At 37.5% G+C, this 15879-nt stretch carries 15 protein-coding genes and 1 riboswitch; of the genes, 12 read left to right on the top strand and 3 right to left on the bottom strand.

The features are described from left to right. Positions 1-12 precede the first annotated feature (12 nt). From rpsI to M4974_RS06255, 4 genes are all read left to right on the top strand, one after another. Entirely contained in the window at positions 13-408 is a 396-nt protein-coding gene (gene rpsI, locus M4974_RS06270; RefSeq protein WP_089939580.1) for a 30S ribosomal protein S9, read from the top strand. A gap of 156 nt (positions 409-564) precedes the next feature. Next, entirely contained in the window at positions 565-1422 is an 858-nt protein-coding gene (locus M4974_RS06265; protein WP_248706746.1) for a DNA adenine methylase, read from the top strand. A gap of 1 nt (position 1423) precedes the next feature. Further along, on the top strand, positions 1424-2209 hold the full coding sequence (locus M4974_RS06260; protein WP_371831397.1) for a DNA-methyltransferase: 786 nt from the start codon (positions 1424-1426) through the stop codon (positions 2207-2209). Beyond that, on the top strand, positions 2206-3126 hold the full coding sequence (locus M4974_RS06255) for a type II restriction endonuclease (RefSeq protein ID WP_248715867.1): 921 nt from the start codon (positions 2206-2208) through the stop codon (positions 3124-3126). The genes M4974_RS06260 and M4974_RS06255 overlap by 4 nt, the downstream gene beginning before the upstream one ends. 29 nt (positions 3127-3155) lie before the next feature. On the opposite strand, the gene M4974_RS06250 is transcribed toward M4974_RS06255, so the two are convergent. Then, a complete protein-coding gene (locus M4974_RS06250; protein ID WP_248706748.1) occupies positions 3156-3725 on the bottom strand; it encodes a xanthine phosphoribosyltransferase in 570 nt (189 codons plus the stop codon). Continuing rightward, a complete protein-coding gene (locus tag M4974_RS06245; protein ID WP_248706749.1) occupies positions 3722-5020 on the bottom strand; it encodes a nucleobase:cation symporter-2 family protein in 1299 nt (432 codons plus the stop codon). The genes M4974_RS06250 and M4974_RS06245 overlap by 4 nt, the downstream gene beginning before the upstream one ends. Before the next feature lie 49 nt (positions 5021-5069). Beyond that, a riboswitch (purine riboswitch) is annotated at positions 5070-5167 on the bottom strand. A 94-nt stretch (positions 5168-5261) separates the two neighbouring features. Here M4974_RS06245 and M4974_RS06240 point away from each other — a divergent pair. From M4974_RS06240 to M4974_RS06215, 6 genes are all read left to right on the top strand, one after another. Next, the gene (locus tag M4974_RS06240; RefSeq protein WP_248706750.1) at positions 5262-5969 is read left to right on the top strand and encodes a CPBP family intramembrane glutamic endopeptidase; all 708 of its coding nucleotides are present in this window, start codon (positions 5262-5264) and stop codon (positions 5967-5969) included. A 233-nt stretch (positions 5970-6202) separates the two neighbouring features. Beyond that, complete coding sequence (locus M4974_RS06235) at positions 6203-7558, top strand: sugar porter family MFS transporter (RefSeq protein ID WP_248706751.1); 1356 nt, start codon at positions 6203-6205, stop codon at positions 7556-7558. Between the two features lie 127 nt (positions 7559-7685). Further along, the gene (locus tag M4974_RS06230) at positions 7686-8150 is read left to right on the top strand and encodes a PASTA domain-containing protein (protein ID WP_248706752.1); all 465 of its coding nucleotides are present in this window, start codon (positions 7686-7688) and stop codon (positions 8148-8150) included. A 189-nt stretch (positions 8151-8339) separates the two neighbouring features. Then, positions 8340-9062 (top strand): hypothetical protein, encoded by a 723-nt coding sequence (locus M4974_RS06225; RefSeq protein WP_248706753.1) that lies wholly within the window; start codon positions 8340-8342, stop codon positions 9060-9062. A 56-nt stretch (positions 9063-9118) separates the two neighbouring features. Continuing rightward, entirely contained in the window at positions 9119-10420 is a 1302-nt protein-coding gene (locus M4974_RS06220; RefSeq protein WP_248706754.1) for a serine-rich family protein, read from the top strand. Between the two features lie 78 nt (positions 10421-10498). Continuing rightward, a complete protein-coding gene (locus tag M4974_RS06215; protein WP_248706755.1) occupies positions 10499-11035 on the top strand; it encodes a YiiX/YebB-like N1pC/P60 family cysteine hydrolase in 537 nt (178 codons plus the stop codon). Here the strand turns inward: M4974_RS06215 and M4974_RS06210 are convergent, their stop codons facing one another. Then, the gene (locus tag M4974_RS06210; RefSeq protein ID WP_248706756.1) at positions 11036-11542 is read right to left on the bottom strand and encodes a TetR/AcrR family transcriptional regulator; all 507 of its coding nucleotides are present in this window, start codon (positions 11540-11542) and stop codon (positions 11036-11038) included. It abuts the gene before it with no gap. 127 nt (positions 11543-11669) lie between these two features. Between M4974_RS06210 and M4974_RS06205 the strand changes: the two genes are divergently transcribed. Beyond that, a complete protein-coding gene (locus M4974_RS06205; protein WP_248706757.1) occupies positions 11670-13949 on the top strand; it encodes an MMPL family transporter in 2280 nt (759 codons plus the stop codon). 126 nt (positions 13950-14075) lie between these two features. Next, positions 14076-15866: a glycerophosphoryl diester phosphodiesterase membrane domain-containing protein gene (locus M4974_RS06200; RefSeq protein ID WP_248706758.1), complete on the top strand. Its 1791-nt coding sequence runs from the start codon at positions 14076-14078 to the stop codon at positions 15864-15866. Positions 15867-15879 lie beyond the last annotated feature (13 nt).

The following is a 15879-nucleotide window of genomic DNA, read 5'->3' as shown; positions in this document are numbered from 1 at the left end:
GAGAATCTAAATATGACTGCAACAGTACAATATGCCGGAACAGGTCGTCGTAAGAACTCAGTTGCCCGGGTACGTTTGGTACCAGGAACTGGTGCAATTACTATGAACGGTAAGTCCATCGAAGATTACATCCCTTTCCCTAACTTGCGTGAAGTTGTTTTGCAACCATTCAACGCTACGGAAACATTGGGTAACTACGATGTATTCGTTAACGTTAATGGTGGTGGTTTCTCAGGTCAAGCAGGTGCAACTCGTCACGGTATCGCCCGTGCCTTGTTGGTTGTTGATCCTGACTTCCGCTCAGCTTTGAAGGCTGCTGGTCTTTTGACACGTGACTCACGTATGAAGGAACGTAAGAAGCCAGGTCTTAAGAAAGCCCGTAAGGCATCACAATTCTCAAAGCGTTAATATCAATATTTTCGTTTTTAAAACCACCAGCCGAGAGGTTGGTGGTTTTTGTTTAAATAATAATAGTTTGTTTAGTGCTACTCTAATTCATATAATGTTAGAATTAATAAAAAAAGTAGCTGAATCACGTATATAGAATAGTGGGTTTAATATTAGATGATAGATAAAAATAATAGCTTTGAATTAAGCCCATTTATCAAATGGGTTGGAGGGAAAAGGCAATTACTTCCGGAATTATCAAGATTTATTCCAAAAAAATATGGTACTTATTTCGAGCCATTTGTTGGAGGGGGAGCGTTTTTGTTGGATCTCCATCCTAAAAAAGCGGTTGTAAATGATTTTAATGTTGAATTAGTTATTACATGGAAAGTAGTTAGGGATAATCCCTATGAACTATTGGATATTCTTAAATTACATGAAAAATATAATTCTAAAGATTACTACCTAAATTTAAGATCTGCAGATCGTGATGGACGTCTTTTAGAGATGACAGATATTGAAAGAGCAGCACGCTTTATATATATGGTTAAAACAGGGTTTAATGGGATGTGGCGTGTGAATAAAAAAGGACAGAATAACATACCTTATGGAAAGTACAAAAACCCCCTAATAGCGGATAGTAAGCGGATTTTATCAGTATCAAGTTATTTAAATGATGCAGAAATCAAATTTATGAGGGGTGATTTTAGTAAATCTGTTTTAGAAGCAAGATCAGGTGATTTTGTCTACTTTGATCCTCCGTATATACCTGTTAGTAAGACTAGTTCATTTACATCGTATTCTGGAGAATTTGGATACGAACAACAACTTTTATTAAGAGATACATTTCTAGAATTACATGAAAAGGGTGTGTTTGTGTTGCTATCCAATTCGGATGTACCATTAATAGATGATTTGTATGGTCAAATACCAGGAATTAGAGTAAATAGGATTTTAGCTAATCGTAGTATTAGTGCTAATGGTACTAGTAGGGGGAAAGTAGGTGAAGTTCTAATAACTAATGTTGGAGTATAAATTGGAAAAAAATAAAAATTATTCACTAGTTTATGAAGATGCTGATTCCCAGTTGGTATTAGGCGATTCATTGAAAATATTGAGTCTTATTCCCGATAATAAGATAGATGTTATTATTGCTGACTTACCCTATTTTTTAAGTAATGGAGGCTTTAGTAATAGTGGTGGCAAAGTTGTATCAGTTAATAAGGGGAATTGGGATAAAACGGATGATCCAGAAAAGTTTTATTCTACTTTTCTTGAAGAAGCCTATAGAATACTAAAAAAGGACGGAACAATATGGGTTTTTGGCACAATGCATAATATTTATACACTTGGTTATCTTCTTAATAAAGGAAATTGGAAGATTTTAAACAATATTACTTGGCAAAAATCTAATCCAGCCCCGAATTTAAGTAGAAGAATGTTTACTCACTCAACTGAAACCGCTATTTGGGCCAAAAAAAAGCACGGATATCAAACGTTTAATTACGACCTAATGCGATCAATCAATAATAATAAACAAATGAAAGATGTTTGGATAACAAGTAATACGTCAAGGAGTGAAAAAATGTTTGGAAAACATCCTACTCAAAAACCCATTGCATTAATACAACGGATTATAGTAGCTAGTTCTCAGCAGGGGGATTTAATTCTTGATCCTTTCGTGGGAAGTGGAACCACAATGGTAGCTTCAAAATTATTAAAACGGCAAAGTATTGGTATAGATATTGAAAGTCAATATATTGAGATAGCAAAAAAGAGAATTACAAACCTTGATAAGGTATATGTGGGGAAAATTATATGATGGAAAGTTATGATAAATATATGCAAAGGACGGCTGAACAAAAATTTTGTGATTTTGTGAATAGCCGTCAGACGTTGGCTTTACCGGCAAATTATTGGATAAATTTTGAGAATGTAAAAAGAAATGCTGCGAAATATGGTCCGGGTATATTTACACTAGATTATTTAATTGGAAAGGATAAAGCTGCCTTAAAAAAATTGTTTTTAGATCAACCAAACTTATTAAAATTAATTCCTCCATTACTCGGAATTCGAAATGATAAGTTTGAAAAACCAAAATCAGATAAAAAATTAAAAGTTGAAGGTTTAACTGGAGATTACCTGTTAGATTTTAAGGAAATACAATTGAATGATATTGATTTATATTTACAATTCATTCATGATTCTGGGCTAGAAGAGTTATTGTTGAAAGGTATTACTAAATCATTAAAGGATTATTCCACCGGGGTAGAGGCTGGAATGGATAGTAATGGCCGTAAAAATAGGAGCGGACAGCGTGGCGAATTATATATTGAATCTGTTTTACGAAATTTGGCAGATAAATATAATTTTCAGTGGCATGGACAGTCGACGTATCAATATATAAAAGATAATTATAAGGTTGTACTTGATCAAAGACTATTTAATGTAAGATTTGATGGTAGTTTATATGATGTAAAGAAAAATAAATTATATCTGTTTGAAATTAATAATTTTTCATCACAAGGATCAAAACTTAAGGCAAGTGGTGGAGAATTTAGTTTGCGACAGCAAATATTTGATGATTCTATTCATGATTTTATTTATATTACTGATGGGCAGGGGTGGGATTCAGACTTAAGCCATTTAAAAAATATTATTAAATCGATAAAATATGTTTTTAATTTCTCCATGATACAAGCGGGATATTTGGAACATCTAATTCAATCAAGTAATTAAAGTTCACAATAAATTTTTTTGACTATTTCTCACCCAAACACAACCTCACCATCTTCAAACGCCTTAATCTTTGCCAAACTTTCCAAATGGATACCTCGCTCAGCTAAGAGCTGGTGCCCTTTTTGAAAAGTTTTTTCAATGACAATACCCACGCCGACTACGTCAATCTTAGCGGCATCAGCAATTTCTAGTAGTCCTAGGACGGCTTGACCATTTGCTAGGAAGTCGTCAATAATCAAAACCTTATCATCAGCATTAATGAACTTACGGTCAATCATAATCTGATTGGTCGTTTGTTTTGTAAAGGAATAGACTTCGGCGGTATAGACATCATCGGGCAGGGTCAATGATTTGTTTTTACGAGCAAAGACGACTGGTACTTGTAAGGCTAAGCCAGTCATCACCGCTGGAGCAATCCCGGAAGATTCAACTGTCAAAATTTTGGTAATCCCTTGATTGGCAAATAAATCAGCAAATTCATCCCCGATGGCCTGCATTAACATTGGGTCAATCTGATGGTTTAAAAAGCGATCAACCTTTAAAACATCGGTTCCTAATATGCGTCCCTCGTTTTTAATTCGTTCTTCCAATAACTTCATACTGTTTGCTCCTTTTGTTTATGAAAACCATTTAAAATTATATTTAAACCAACTGCTAGAACTGTGGTCACCACTACACCATTGGTTAAGACCAATTGCCAGGTTTGAGGAAGGTGTTGGAAAAATTCGGGATGCACCGTAATCCCAATTCCCCCACCAATCGATAGAGCCGCAATCACTAAATTTTTCTCATTATCAAAATCAACATTACGTAAAATGTTAACTCCTTGTACCCCAATCGTACCAAACATGACAAACATGGCACCACCTAGAACAGCACTGGGGATGATGGTCACTAAAGCCCCAAATTTAGGTAGGAGACCAATTAAAATTAATAGGCTAGCTGCAAAATAGATTGGGCGCTTACTTTTAACACCGGATAACCTTACCACACCAACATTTTGACTGAAAGTTGAATAGGGGAAGGTATTGAAAATCCCGGATAGAATAACCCCTAATCCTTCGGCTCGATAACCGTTGGCTAGGTCGTGGTCGCTAAGCTTACGACCGGTTAGATCGGCTAAAGCAAAATATACACCAGTGGACTCAATTAAACTTGTCATGGCCACTACAATCATTGTTACAATGGAAGAGGTGTGAAAAGTAGGCATACCTAAGAAAAAGGGTTGCGGTAGATGGAACCAACTAGCCTGAGCAACGGAGTCTAGGCTAACCTGTCCCATCATGGCAGCAACAATCGTGCCCATGATAATGCCAAGCAAAACGGCAATGGCTTTAATAAAGCCACGGCCTAGTAACATAAAGGCTAAAATGATGACAATGGTTATCATTCCTAAGAGCAGGTTTGTCATGTTGCCATAAGAAGTAGCCTGATTATTACCGCCCCCCCAATTTAGCAAGGCAATTGGTACTAGGGTAAAGCCGATTACGGTGATTAGTGATCCGGTAACTACTGGTGGAAAGAAGTAGCGTAATTTGGCAAAGAGGACACCAATTAGAAAGACGAAGATACCGGCCGAAATAGTCGCCCCATACATGGCCCCGACTCCTAGGGTGGTGCCAATGTTAATTAGGGGTGAAACTGATTGAATCGCTGATCCAAGTACCACCGGCATGGCAATTCCGGTAATTGGTGTCCGTTTGACCTGTAAAAGGGTGGCAATTCCGGTCATGAAGATATCAACGGAAATAAGATAGGCCATCTGACTGGCTGAAAAATGTAAAGCGGTTCCGACTAGCAGAGGAACTAAGACGCCACCAGAATACATAGCTAAAACGTGCTGTAGACCGAGAATCAAATCCTGACCTTTACTCTTAATGCTACTAATTTCCATGATTTTCCTCCAAAAAAATAGTGCTGTCCATCGCGGGGCCAGCACTAAATCACCAGTGTCCGTTGCGATAGTCGCACATTTAGGTGTGCGGTAGAAACTTGGTTACCATTTTTAACCGATTATATCTGCAAACTATAATTTCAGTGTAGCAGGAAAAGTTGGGGTTAACAACGAACAAATTAATATACTTTTTATGATACATTTATAAAAGACGAATAAAAGGATAGTTTAAGTAAATAATATGACACGTTTAAAACAAATATTAATTTTTATTAGCTTTTTTGTCTGGGATATTCTTGTCTCCGGCCTGATTCAGGTTTCCGTCTTACCACGATTCTCAGTGCTGCAACGATTGGGACTGTTAACGGCTGGCTTGATTGGATCGTTACTCTATGTTTTGGTGATAATTCGGGTTATTAAAGTTCGTCAGCCTGATTTTTCAATCTTACCAATCAATTTTAAAAACTTTCAAAAAGCTTGGTGGCTAATTCGAATGTGGTTAGTCTGCTTATTAGGTTTGGTCGTCTGTGGTATGATTCGAGTCACCTTGTTAGGAACTAAGGGCGCTGTTTCGGCTAACCAAGAAGGCATCACTGAATTGATAACTTCTTCCGGAACTTATTCTTTACTGGCAATGCTTTTTTGTATTATTATTTTGGCACCCATTATGGAAGAATTACTCTTTCGAGGCTTGGTATTTGATTACTTTGATAGCCAGAAAAACTGGTGGTATGGTCCCATACTCTCGGCCTTTCTTTTTGGTCTAGCTCATGTCATCTTAACTAAATGGCAAGTATCCACTTTGTTGGACCTACTAACCTATACTACTTTAGGTTTGGTATTAGCCTTTGTTTATAAGAGAACCGGTCGAATTAGTAACAGTATGGCTGTCCACCTTATGCAAAATCTTTTTTCAACATTACCTTTTATCATGATGACGCTGCGTTAAAATTGCATTTATGAAACATGTAACGATTTTTTGATTACATGTTTTTTTATGGCCTGCAGTTAAGATTTTTAAAAGTGAACAGAATATTAAATGTAAGCGATTTCATTTTACTTATTGCAATCCAAATAGTGTTCATGTATATTTAAAAAGGCCAGTAAACCGTTATCATAAATTGATGCGGGGAGGGAGATGGCAGCAGCCATGAACGGCTAATATTTCAATAGGAGTTTGCTATGCGAGCAAATGTTATTTTTATCTTTATTTTTGGTGCCTTGGGCGGTCTTTTGTTTGGCTTTGACACAGGTATCATTTCCGGAGCGTCTCCATTAATCGAAGGAGACTTCCACTTGTCTGTTGAACAAACTGGATTTATTACATCATCTGTGTTGATTGGTTCAACAATTGGCGCCTTTGCGGTTGGACCTTTGTCAGATCGTTTTGGGCGTAAGAAATTATTGATTGTGGCGGCATGTTTCTTCATTGCCGGCTCACTGTTAACTGCTTTTGCTGTAGGCTTTGTCACAATGGTAATTGCTCGAATTATTTTAGGTTTGGCCGTGGGAGCAGCCTCAGCCTTGACACCAGCTTATCTAGCCGAATTAGCACCGGCCGAGCATCGTGGTTCTCTAGGAACTATGTTCCAACTGATGATTACTGCAGGAATTCTTCTGGCCTATGTTTCTAACTTGGCCTTCCTGGGACACAACCTTTTGGATGTTCGTGATTGGCGCTGGATGTTAGCGTCGGCTTTGATTCCAGCCGTTTTGCTATTCATTGGTGGCTTATTGTTGCCTGAGTCTCCTCGTTTCCTATTTGCACAAGGTAAGTCAGAGGATGCTCGTAAGGTTTTGCTTCGTTTGCGTCAGGATAAGCCCCAAGAAGTTGACGTGGAATTAAAGGAAATGGCTGAGATTCAAAAGCAGCCTAAGGGTGGTTTAAAAGATCTCTTTACCATTGCCCGTCCAGCCGTAATTGTAGCGGTGGGGATTATGTTTCTTCAGCAGTTGGTAGGTATTAATTCAGTAATTTACTTCCTACCACAAGTCTTTATCAAGGGCTTTGGCTTTGATGCTGGACAGGCTATTTGGATTTCAGTTGGGATTGGTGTTGTTAACTTTGCCGTAACGATTTTGGCTACGATGATTATGGATAGCTTTGACCGCAAGGCGCTGTTGATGTTTGGTTCAGTAGTTATGACTGTTTCCTTAGGCCTTTTGACCATTCTTAACTATACAGTTAGTGTGAAGATTGCAGCCATCCCAACGATGCTTTTGATTGCAACATATATCTTTGGTTTTGCAATTTCATGGGGGCCAATTGCGTGGTTGCTAATCGGTGAGATTTTCCCAGTCTCTGTTCGAGGGATTGGATCATCAATTGGTTCTGCAGCCAATTGGATTGGAAACTTTTTGGTTTCCCAATTCTTCTTGGTTCTACTAGCTGCTTTCCATAATAATGTTGGTGGGCCTTTTGGGGTCTTTGCCGTCTTTGCCTTTATTTCACTCTTCTTTGTTAAGTACTTAGTCCCTGAAACACGCGGTAAGTCATTAGAAGAAATTGAAATGGAATTACGCGAAAAGAATTCTTAAATTTAAGAGCCAATTTAATTTGGCTCTTTTTTATTGCCTTAATCTATGAAAACTTCTATCATATTGGCTAAAGAATTTGTTACAATTGATGGCATGTTTAAATTCATATTATCGAGGAGGTAATGGCTTGGCCAAGAATAGATTTGTGGAGTCTTTAGAAAAAATGACGGTTGGAATTATGAGCCCAGCTGTGTTAGAAAAAGTCGCGTTGACTGTTAATTCAGAAGTTGCTAAGCGTAAAAACTATATTAAAATTCCCAATGTAAAGGGATTATCACCACAAGAAGCTGGTAAATTGTTAGAAAGTTATGGTTTCGAGTATTCTAGCTCTTTAACTGTTCCTGGTTCACGTTTGGCAAATAAAAAAGCTGATAAAATTATTACTGTTCGTCCTCATTCAGGTCTAGTTGTTAGTCCTGACACCCACATTAAGCTGTACTATGCCGATGAACAGATTATTGAACGCAGCAAGGAAATTGCATTAGAAGAAGAGGAAGCCAAGCAACGCAAGCATCAACAACGGGAAGCAGTTGCTAAAGAAGTTAACGGTTTTTCGAAAAAAATATTAAAAAAATTACCATTTAAAAAATAAAATCAACTACGGTTGATTTTTTTTATTTTCATTTTTTACTACCTTAGTGAACTAAATTAGGGGTGAGTAGTTCCCCCAGCCAATTTTAAATGAATTATGATATACTTGAAAGGTATATCAGATTGGGAAGAATGTATGTAATTAATATTCAACACTGTTATCTATTATCATTTGAGAGGGAGTTTAGATGTGGCTGATTTATTAGTTCACTGGATTTTATATATTAGCTTAGCTTTAATTGCGTTAGAAGTTATTTATGCTTTCTTTCGTAGACAAGCATCGGCAAAACCAGCGCGAGTTCGTTACCGCTATGGACTATTGATTGCCATTGTTTTGACTACTATATTATTGATTTTAAATCAATTTGTTCAGAGTATGAGCCAAAGTATTTTATGGTTGGGTTATTTTAGTTTGTTTATTTCTTTGGTTCAGATTGCAACAGCTTTTCTGGGCAAGCGGGGTCTTAAGCCTTCTAATTTTCAAAAATTTTTACGGATTGCCTCAGTGGGGATGATTTTTATGACACCAATTCTATTGTTGTCAGATAATATAAAGGCCATGACTACTAGTCAAAATTCAAAAGAAGAGCAATCTGATTCAAGAACGAGTTCTAAAAAATCGACTGCTAAAAAAAATAGCAGCAACGCTAGTTCTAAAACAGCTAATCCGGATAAAAAGGGACAGTCTCAGAACTCTGATAGCAATCAAACCGGTACGAATACTGGTGTCACTGGAGCAGGGCAAGGAGTCGCTAATGCTTCTGGAAATGGTTCATTAGGTGGTAATAGTAGTCAGATTCCAAGTTACTACGGCGGTCCAGCAGCTAAGCAAAATCATATTAATGGCACCATGGGTAATGGTGATAAAGCTAATGATTTACCCGCTACTGGTGTAACCACTAATAACAATTAATTAAACGCCTAGTAAAGTTCGGTATTTAGAATAAAATTTATTTGGAGATGGTAAACATGAGTAATAATTCAGACTTTTCACCTTTTGTTGCAGACTCAACTAGTGCACAAGAATCAACATTCATGAGTCAATCGACATCTGAAAAAGAATCAACAGTTAGTGTAATTAGCCAATCAAATGCAGTTAGTATGATTTCATCCTTGTCTTTGTCTTCTTCAATTTCACGAGCAGAAGAAGAAAGTCAAATGCGTAGTGTTGAAACATCAGTTTCTGATAGTGTTTCAACGTTAAATAGTCAATTGGTGGAGGATTCGGTTAGTGTTTCTAATTCAAGTGTAGCTAGTGAATCGGTTTCACATAATTATTCGACGTCTAACAAGGAATACTTATCACGTTTGCAATCTGACATGGAATCGCAATCTCTTAGTACTGAAGCGCATTGGTCAGAATTACGGTCAACTTCTGTTGCAATTTCTGAATCTAACTTACAGAGTATGGTTGAGTCTGAACAAAGTTTGGAGTCACGTTCTGACAGTGTTGTTCGTTCGACCTTCTTCTCTCAGTCGCATTCTAATGAGGCTTCTCTTTGGACTAGCCAGTTGAATTCAAGTGTACAAAGTACTTCAACTTCAGATTCATTAATTTATTCATTGTCAACAAGTAGCTCTGATTCTGGTTCAACCAGTGCGTATAACTCCATTAGTAACTCGAATGCTAGTGTACGTAGTACTTCTGAGTCCTTGTCACAGCTTAACTCTGAATCAGTACTCCATTCTGAGATGGAGATGCGTAATTTTTATGCTACCGCCGGAGCTCGCTTTGAACCCCGTTCAGAAAGTACGATTTTTAGAGTAAATGAGAGCCAGTTAGCACATACTTCAACATCGGAAAGTGAATCGATTGCTCAGTCAACTAAGACGCAAGAATCAGAATCATTAAAGCTTTCAAATTCTGATAGTTTATCAATGTTGATTTCTGAAAACTTAACTTCGATTCGGACATCGCGCTCAGTTTCTAATTCAGCCTCAGAATCTGAAAGCGTTTCGCTATCATCATCAGATAGTACTGCTTCAATGAGTACGTCACAGGCTAATAGTGAATCAGTGGCTTCTATGGATGAAGAACAGTCAGCCTCAGAATCTCTTTCTACTTTCAACAGCAGCTATCACAGTATTTCCTTAGAGGAATCACAGTCACATGCTGGGTCAACGAATGAACAGCGTTCTGAAAGTGAAGCCCAAAATTCGGAAAGTACCAATAAAGAGTCAAGTAAAGATAATGCCGAAGCGGACGACAAGAAAAAGCGTCCCCGTCGTGGCGCTAAGCTAATGGAATATTTCGGTGTTGACCAAGATTAATGTATAAGATGAAAAAATCAGTTCATACAAAATGAGCTGATTTTTCTTTAGTTAAATTTTATATTGGAGAGTATGCAGATGGAAATTCGTGAAGGTGATTTACTCTTTGTGCGAAGTGGTCATAAAAAATTAGACCAAATGATTGCGCAAAGTACAGGTCAAAATAGTTATATCCATGTTGCACTTGTGACTCAGATTGAACCAGAAATATGGGTCATCCATGCTAGTATGCCAGACGGATGTTTAACAGAAACATTAACTGATTTCCTGGTGAAACGGAAAGGATTAGTTGATTTGTATCGGATTAATGCTCGGGGAAATAATATTTCTCGGGCGGTTGTCAGGGCGCAAGATAATTTAAATCGCCCCTATAATTATAGCTTTTTGCCAAATGATGAAGGCCTATACTGCTCAGAGTTGATTACTGAAGCCTTTAAGGGACAGAATATTTTTAAATTAAATCCTCTGGAATTTGGTGGCCCCAAAGAACAGGATTATTGGACGAAATATTATGCCAAGTTGGGAATGGATTTGCCACAAGGAGTATATGGTAGCAGCCCTAATTCTTTAGTGAAAAGTCCTCAACTACATTTTATCGGTGAACTGTCAGATTGATTAATCAGTTGGGAAACGTTTAGTGCGAATAATTTCATCTAAAATGCGGTAGCCATCGGCTTTGTCATAGGGATGTTTACGTTGCTGATTCCAAATGCTGACTACATAGATTTCGCCGAGAGTCCAAATAAATTCAGGATCATCGGATAATTTGAACAGGTGTTTGAACACTGCTGCATCAAAAATTTTTTTGAATTCGGTATCCTGGAGTTGAAAATCTAAAATATCAATATATTGATTCATCTGCAAGTCTTGTAGAATTGAAAACGGTGAAGCTTTAAATGTATCTAAATCAACGTGTTCAAAAAATTGTTTAAAGGTAACTGATAGGATGGCATTCATAAGGTCATATTTATCATGGAAATGGCGATAAAAGGTATTGCGATTGATGTCGGCAATATCACAAATTTGTTTGATACTTAATTTAGAAAAGGGTACCGTTTGTAAAGTTTGCATGGTAACACTGGTGATATGTTGGTTCATTAATTGGGATCGTTTGGTTGACATTTGTTCACCTATACATTTTTTAAAATTTGTCTACTTTATAGACAGTATACCATTTTTATCTCTTTACCCAGCTAAAACACCCTAGTAGAATAACCCACAGTTACTTTTTTATATATAGGAGGAGCAAATGATGCTCAAACGGTTAGGAAAATGGATTTATCATAATAAATTCAAAACCCTATTGGCATGGCTAGTGCTACTAGTTGCATTTGTCTGGGGTGCAGTTGGTATGGGGTCACATTTCGTCACTAATCTGTCGATTTCTGGGATTCCCTCCACTGAAATTCAATCAACCTTGGAAAAGGAATTTGATTTAAATCCGAATAGTGGAACCTTGAAAGTAGTTATTCAGCATAAGGATGGCGATGGCGTTAATAGTGATGAAATCAAAAGCCAAGTTGCTCAAGCTATCCAAAAGGCTCAGGATAAATATGGCTCAGATATTAAGTCAATTTCTAATCCTTATGATTCTGGTATTATTAGTGAAGATAAAACGACTACTTATGTGGACGTGACCTTTAAACAAAGTGGTCAAAACGTTCCTTACACATTAGTTAATAATGTTCGTAAGATTTTTGATGATAAAGTTAAGGACAAAGGCACTACCTTGGCTTATACTGGTTCAGCCCGAGTAACGCCAATGGATTTGGGTGGTACATCAGAAATTATTGGTGTAACCATTGCCTTTATCTTACTGTTAATTCTCTTTAGATCCTTTGTGACTGCTGGTATGCCAATTGTTAGTGCATTGGTTGGTTTGGGTAGTGGTGTCTTACTGATTACGATTGGGACAAACTTCTTTGATCTAGCTAACGTTGGTGAAACTTTGGCAGTTATGTTGAGTTTGGCAGTTGGTATTGACTATGCCTTATTCATTTTGAACCGCTATAAGACTGATTTAGCTGATACCGATGGTGATCAAGCCGAAGCCTTGGGTCGGGCTTTACAAGAGGCTGGTAAGTCAGTTATCTTTGCCGGTGTGACAGTTATTATCGCAGTATGCGGTTTGAGCCTTTTGGGCATTGACTTTGTCTCAGCTATGGGATTTGCCGCAGCTGTAGGTGTATTCTTTGCCCTCATTTCGGCCTTGACCTTCCTACCAGCTATGATTAGTTGGGCTCAGAAGTTTATCAAGCCTAATACAAAGACAGTTGATGAAATGGCTGCTAATCCAAGTAAGGCAACTTCATTTTTGGTTAAGCACCCTTGGACAATTGTAATCGTTGGTGTTGCAGTCTTGCTTGGATTGGCTGTACCTGCTGAACATATGCGTATGGGTATGCCATATAATGGCTCTTTACCCGAAAATCGTACTGAACGTCAAGCTTATGATATTATTTCAGATAAATTTGGTGAAGGGGTCAATTCACCTTTGATTGCAGTGGTGGAATTAGATAAAACTGCTGATGATGAAGAGAATTTGGCTAAAATTGCTGATCATCTGAATGGGCTTGATGGCACTAAAACAATGCTACCAATGGTTGATCAGGCTAAGGCCCAAGCCTTAAAGGCCCAGTTAACTCAACAGATGCAGCAACAAGCTATGGCTCAAGCTCAGGCAACCGGGCAGATGCCTACTGATCAGCAAAAGGCCGAGGCTGCTGCTAAAATTAAGGCAACTATTCTGCAGCAAGCATCAAAGCCTTATAAAGTAAGTGCTGATGGTAAGTATGCCATGATGGTTGTGATTCCTAAGAAGGGATCAGAATCTGAGCAAACTGAAAAGTTAGCTAATCAGATTAAGAATTATTCTAAGACCACTGAAAGCAGCTATCATGCTAAAATCACTTTGACTGGTGTTAGTGCCGTGAACCTAGATATTACCGATAAACTTAACCGGGCCACCCCAGTATTTGCCGGTATTATCATTGGTTTGGCATTCATCTTATTGATGTTAGTATTCCGATCATTTGTCATTCCTTTGATTGCAATGGCTGGTTTTGGTATTTCCCTCTTAGCTTCATTTGGCTTCACTACCTTGGTAATGCAAGACGGCTTCATGAAAGGTTTCTTTGGTATTAGTAAGGGTGCACCATTGATTTCCTTCTTACCGGTGGTCGTAATTGGTATTTTGTTCGGTTTGGCGATGGACTATGAAGTCTTTATGGTTTCTCGTGCTCGTGAAGAATACTTGAAGACAGGTGATAATAGCCGTGCTGTGATTGTGGCTTTACAGGATAGTGGTCCAATCGTTATTACAGCAGCTTTGATTATGATTGCGGTCTTTGGTAGTTTTGCCTTGAATCCTGATCCAACTATTAAGTCAATGGGACTAGCATTGTCCTTTGGTGTTCTATTCGACGCCTTCATTGTTCGGTTGATGATTGTGCCATCTATGATCCAAATTTTTGGTAAGTGGAATTGGGCTTTCCCTGGCAATAAGCGGAATTGGATTTCTGAAAAATAAATAGCATCATAACAAAAAGCACAGCATCGATTGATGTTGTGCTTTTTGTTATGATGAGGTGTTTTTAAAATGCCTAGCTTATGCTATTCTTAAGAAAATTAAATTGCGATGGGGTAGAGCTTTATTATGAAAACATTACGATATTTATGGCGTGGCAATAGCGCCTTTTACAAAAACTGGTGGCAATATGCGATTTTAGTGGTGGTTGTGCAAGCTGTCATCAAGCATCTATTTATTCCACTTTATACTTTAGCTTTGGAAGCTATTTTAGCTGTTTTTCGAATTAATTATATTTCTTATAATAATTTAGGTGTGTTACTGAAATATGGCGGATTACCCTTGATATTAATAATTATCTTAGCGGTATTGATGTTATTAACAACCTATCTTCAATTTGCCTTTATGTTGACTAGTATCTATCGAATTTCTAGTGGTAAAGGGTTGGAATTATCGGCCGCTGGGCGGGCCGCCTGGAATAGCTTACGATCATCTTCACTTCTAGGTATTTTTGTTTTCTTACTATATGTAGCTTTGGTATTACCAACTTCTTCGTCTTTTTTCACATCAAGTTTACTTAAAAAATTAGTTATTCCAGATTTTATTTTAGAATTTTTATCTCAAAATATATATTATGAGGTATGTATTTTTGCTGGTTTCTTAGTTTTAACTTACTTTTCGATTCGATTAGTACGCGTTTTACCATTGATGCTAGATAATAATTATGGTTTTAAGGAAGCAGTTCATACTAGTTGGGCCGAAACGAAAGGGCACTTTATCCGCTATGTTATTCGGGTAGGAATTATTGCGGCATTAACTGTGACTAGCATCACTATGGCCAAATTGGCCGGGGTTACCTTGCAGGAAATGTTTGATGTTCATTGGAAGCATTTGGCCTTTACTTCGGGTATTTTCTTAACTTTTTCAGTTGAAATTATTGAAGTGTTATTAAAAATATTTGAAACGACTTTATTAGCCTTTATTATTATTTTCCCAAATGAAATTCCACTTAAAAAGAGTCCTACTATTTGGGCGACTTTCCGACGTCAAAAACGGGCTAAAACAATTTTTGGTATTAGTATTACTATCTTTGCAGCGGTTCTAGTACTATTTAATATTTCCTACTTAGTTGGTTCGTTCGGTAGTGCTAAGGATATGTTGACAATCTCACATCGTGGGGTTGACGCTGGTAATGGTGTTCAAAATACTTTACCGGCTTTAGAAAGAACAGCTAAGGTTAAGCCGGATTATGTCGAGATGGACCTGCACGAAACTAAAGATCATCAGTTCGTTGTCATGCATGATGAGAATTTAAAGGCCCTAACGGGGGTTGATCGGATTCCTCATGATATGACTTTGGCTGAGATTACCAAGCTGACAGCCCATGAAAATGGCCAAACGGCTCGGATAGTTAGTTTTGATGATTACTTAGCGACAGCAGAAAGATTGAATCAAAAACTTTTGGTTGAAATTAAGACAACTAAATATGATAGTCCACAGTTAATGGATAACTTTAAAAAGAAATACAGTAAACGGTTGATGCAAGATCATGACATGATTCATTCTTTAGATTATCGTGTTATTTCTAAATCAGAAGAACTGATGCCGAAAATACCGGCTAGTTTTATTTTGCCGTATACTTTAATCTTGCCCAATACTAATGCTAATTTGTACACGTTAGAAGAAACCACTTTGAATCAAAAAATTGTGGATGAGGCTCATAGTCATAATCAACGGGTGCTGGCTTGGACAATTAATGATGAAAGTGACATGCAACAAATGGTGTTCTTGAACACAGATGGTATTATTACTGATAATCTAACCACTTTAAAGGAAGTTCTAAAAGATCAAAATGATAATCCATCGTATGCTAAACGAATGTCGCAGTTATTAGACGTTAATTGGCAATCAGCCTTTTAGATTTATTAACACT

The sequence above is a fragment of the Convivina praedatoris genome (assembly GCF_933208495.1).
GTDB classification, from domain to species: Bacteria; Bacillota; Bacilli; order Lactobacillales; family Lactobacillaceae; genus Convivina; species Convivina praedatoris.
This window is presented reverse-complemented; position numbering and strand designations above follow the sequence as displayed.